5 protein-coding genes and 2 pseudogenes are annotated in these 3,971 nt (G+C 49.6%); all 7 read right to left on the bottom strand.

Annotated features, from left to right (window positions below):
- Nucleotides 1-392: pseudogene (locus tag G1ANC_RS03345) on the bottom strand (cell division protein FtsZ); the annotation flags it as partial.
- Nucleotides 393-440: 48 nt separating this feature from the next.
- Nucleotides 441-1,667 (bottom strand): cell division protein FtsA, encoded by a 1,227-nt coding sequence (gene ftsA, locus G1ANC_RS03350; protein WP_129693594.1) that lies wholly within the window; start codon nt 1,665-1,667, stop codon nt 441-443.
- Between the two features lie 33 nt (nt 1,668-1,700).
- Entirely contained in the window at nt 1,701-2,471 is a 771-nt protein-coding gene (map, locus tag G1ANC_RS03355) for a type I methionyl aminopeptidase (protein WP_129693595.1), read from the bottom strand.
- Nucleotides 2,456-3,001 (bottom strand): nucleoside monophosphate kinase, encoded by a 546-nt coding sequence (locus tag G1ANC_RS03360; protein WP_129693596.1) that lies wholly within the window; start codon nt 2,999-3,001, stop codon nt 2,456-2,458. The genes map and G1ANC_RS03360 overlap by 16 nt, the downstream gene beginning before the upstream one ends.
- 15 nt (nt 3,002-3,016) lie before the next feature.
- Entirely contained in the window at nt 3,017-3,469 is a 453-nt protein-coding gene (locus tag G1ANC_RS03365; protein WP_129693597.1) for a GatB/YqeY domain-containing protein, read from the bottom strand.
- 3 nt (nt 3,470-3,472) lie between these two features.
- On the bottom strand, nt 3,473-3,688 hold the full coding sequence (locus G1ANC_RS03370) for a 30S ribosomal protein S21 (protein WP_129693598.1): 216 nt from the start codon (nt 3,686-3,688) through the stop codon (nt 3,473-3,475).
- A gap of 63 nt (nt 3,689-3,751) precedes the next feature.
- Nucleotides 3,752-3,971: pseudogene (locus tag G1ANC_RS04075) on the bottom strand (single-stranded DNA exonuclease RecJ); the annotation flags it as partial.

The following is a 3,971-nucleotide window of genomic DNA, read 5'->3' on the forward strand; positions in this document are numbered from 1 at the left end:
CCAACAGTCAAAATACCGAGATCGCGCGCTACTTCAGCTACCACATGACCCGCTCCCGAGCCAGTTCCACCGCCAGCACCAATCGTCACAAACACCATATCAGCTCCCTCTAGCGATTCGCGAATTTCATCAATCGACTCGCGGGCTGCTGCTTCACCAACGGCTGGATCGGCCCCAGCTCCCAAACCATTCGTGGTATTATGGCCCAGGTGGATTTTGACATCGGCTTTTGAATTATGCAAAGCCTGCGCGTCTGTATTCATAGCTATAAACTGGACGCCATTTAGCCCTGCGTCTTTCATACGGTTAACCGCCGAACCGCCGGCGCCGCCGACGCCAACGACTTTGATGCTTGCGAATGTTTGGATTTCGCTCGGTTTTACCTCTGGCATTACAACTCCTTACCCCTTATTCTCTGGATCTTATTTCTAGTATATCACCTATGGCCGAAACCTGTTAAATAGCGAACGGAAAAGCCCGCCTTTACTGCCCGACTTGCTAGAATCAACCGCAGCACTATGATAGCCGTCAGGATTAATATCAACCAGCATTAAGCCAATTGCCGCCGCAAATTCAGGTTTATCAACATTATCGACCACGCCGCCATAACCCTTAGCTTTACCTTTACGAACAGCTACACCGAGCTGGGCTTTGGCAAATTCAACGATACCTTTCATATTAGCCGTCCCGCCTGTTAGAACAGCACCGCTCGGCAGGCGTCCGGCACGACCAGCTTTCTTCAATTCTTTGTTAACCGCTTCAAAAATCTCTTCTAACCGCGCCTCAACAATTTCATCGATATCGGCAATATCAAATTCTAGACTCTCACCATCGTGTTTAATCGAAACTTTGCTAGATTTGTTGCGGTTAGTAGCCGATGCATGTTTTAGCTTTACTTCTTCAGCTATTTCTGGATCAATTTTCAGTCCAATCGCCAAGTCGTTCGTTATATTAATGCCGCCATACGGTACCACGCCAATATATTGCAGATCACCCTCTTCATAGATTGCTACGCCAGTAGTCGCCCCACCGAGATCGATCACTGCCACGCCATTTTCCATCTGAGAATCGTCTAGTACAGCCTTAGCTGCTGCCATTACCGACGGCACCACGTCATTCGGCCGCACAGTAGCGCCCTCAACCGCCTTTTCGAGATTTACTACATACGGCGCCATCGCCGACACCACATTAGCACTAATCTCAAGGCGCGTGCCCGTCATGCCTAGCGGGTTCTTAACTCCGCCCTGCCCATCAATCGTGTAGCTAAACGGTACGACTTTCAATATTTTGCGGTTAGCTGGCACTTTGCCAGTCGTTGCAACATCTTCTACGCGATAAAGATCGTCTTCGTTAACTTCGTGGTCAGCCATACCAACGGCAATCATACCGTCAGTACGCGTACTCATAATGTGCGAACCATTTATACTAACAGTCGCATCATTGACTTGGTAGCCGCTCATTCGCTCAGCATCGCCCAGAGCCTTATCAATCGCCTCGGACGGTCCGTTCAAGTTCGAGACCGAACCTTTGCGCATACCGCTGTTCGGGTATTCGCCAACGCCAACGATTGTCGGCGTGCCAGTCGTCGTATCTACATGCCCGACCACACACCGAATCATCGTAGTTCCGACATCTATACCAACTGCATATCGAGATTGTTCTTGCATATAGGGATATTATAGCATAACCCGTATAGTTATTTACAACTGCGTAATAATTTCAGCGCCGTTTTCGGTAATCAAAACTGTGTGTTCAAAGTGTGCAGCCAAACTACCATCGCGCGTACGAATCGTCCAACCGTCATCTTTATCAGTAACAATTTTCTCGCCGCCCAGCGTCGCCATCGGTTCGATAGCAATCGTATCGCCCGGGTGTAACAGTACGCCAGTGTGTTTGCGGCCGTAGTTCGGCACATCTGGCGGCATATGCATTTTCAAACCGACACCGTGCCCAACTAATTCACGGATAACTCCTAATTTGCCGTCTTTCAAAACTTTTTCAATCGCAGCTGCGATGTCGCCAGTACGGACATCGCCTTTAATTGCATCAATCCCGGCATACAAACTTCTCTCGGTGGTCGTTAACAGGTGTTTGACTGCGCCTTTCGGCTTATCGTCAACCACCATCGTGAAAGCGCTATCCGTCTTCATGTCTTTATAAGTAATCACCAAGTCAAAACTCACCACATCGCCCTTTTGAAAGATATAATCGCTCGCCGGGCTATGCACGATTTCGTCGTTAGTACTGATACAAATAACCCCCGGGAAGTTCACCTCATCTGTTTTGTAAGTAGCCGAAGCACCATATTCTTTTATCTTGCCGTCGACGAACGCATCAACATCCTTTTCGCTCATACCAGCATGAATATAATCGCGAATATCTTGGAAAATCTGCGCTAATTTCTTGCCGCCATCGCGCATAGCCTGAATTTGCTCGGGAGTTTTCTCGCCAGTAATTAAACGATCCTGCATGCTTGCAGCTCCTCCATAATCCGATCGTGAACCTGCCCAACCGTACCTGTTCCGTCCAGATGAGCGATATTAACTCCGTGCTCTGTCAAATAATCAAGAACTGGATACATCTCGTGCCGATAAATCCGTAAGCGCTCATCAATTACCTCGGGCGTATCGTCGATACGGCCGCGCACCTTCAGGCGGTGCAGCAACTCAGCACGCGGCACCTCCAAGACAATCACCAACGCAACGTCCCGGCCATGCTCAGGACGATGCTCAATCAACCATTTTGCTTGTGCTAATTGCCGCGGATAACCGTCTAGCACTACGCGATCAATATCTTTGGCTCGGCCTAGCGCTTCACCGATTAGTTTATTCACCTTTTCTGGATCAACCAAGCCGCCAGTCCGCATCTGCGCAAATAGCTCGGGATCGCGCGTGTCGCGCAGCAGCTGGCCCGCGCTCAACCAGCGCCAGCCATTACGCGCTGCCAGCATTTGCCCTTGGACACTTTTACCTGCGCCAGCCGGGCCAAAAAATACAATCATGATACCTTCTTTCTGTTAATTCAACTTTTGTTTTACAATACGAGCAATCGCCGCACCATCCGCCGCGTTGCCAACTTGCTTTTTAACTGCGCCAATAACCTGGCCCATTGCCTGCGGCCCAGTTACGCCAAGTTCGGCTATTTTCGCCTCGATAATCGCCGCCAGCTCAGTTTCATCTAGCTGTTTCGGCAAATATGCCTGCAGAATCTCAATTTCCCGCTCTTCTGGTTCGGCCAAATCTGGACGGTTGTTATCGCGGTAGATTTTAGCCGATTCGTTGCGTTTTTTGACTTCGCGAGCAACGACTTTTTCGATTTCTTCATCGCTCAAGCCTTCATCGCGCTTGCCTAGCTTAACCTCTTCATCCAGAATTGCTGCCGTCAGATTACGCAGCGTCTCACCAACAAAACGATCGCCGCTAAGTAAAGCGGCTTTCATTTCATCTTTAATTCGCGCCTTCAGCGCCATTGGCTAGCGAACTCCCAAACGCAACTTCTGCGTCTTTTCCGCCTTGCGCATACGGCGAACAATTGCCCTGCTGCGCCGTACTGTTTTGCTAATCGGTTTTTCAAAGCGCATTGACGCTCTGGCTTTCTGCATCACGCCGCTTTGCAAAAGCCGGCGGTTAAAACGGCGAAGAACGTTTTCATTCGCCTCTTTCTCGTCTTTACGTGTAACTCGTACCATATCGTTATGCATTATATCAGATGAGGAATACTTTTGCAAAGCAAAATTTTACCCGGCCAAGTATCAATCCAGCAAAATAATATGCAACAGCCGCCCCTCAACCGTCCGCACCCCCTGCCATTCATTGACAGTTGGCTGGAACCACGCCACCACCTCGTCGCCTGGCTCGCGGAAGAATTCCTCTGGCGCGTTAAATGCCAGCACCTGCAACACTTTACTATTTTTATCACGCAGCGCTAATTTAACGTGTTGCCCGTCCGCGCCCATTCTTCGCACACTCAAC

Source organism: Candidatus Nanosynsacchari sp. TM7_ANC_38.39_G1_1, from assembly GCF_004138385.1.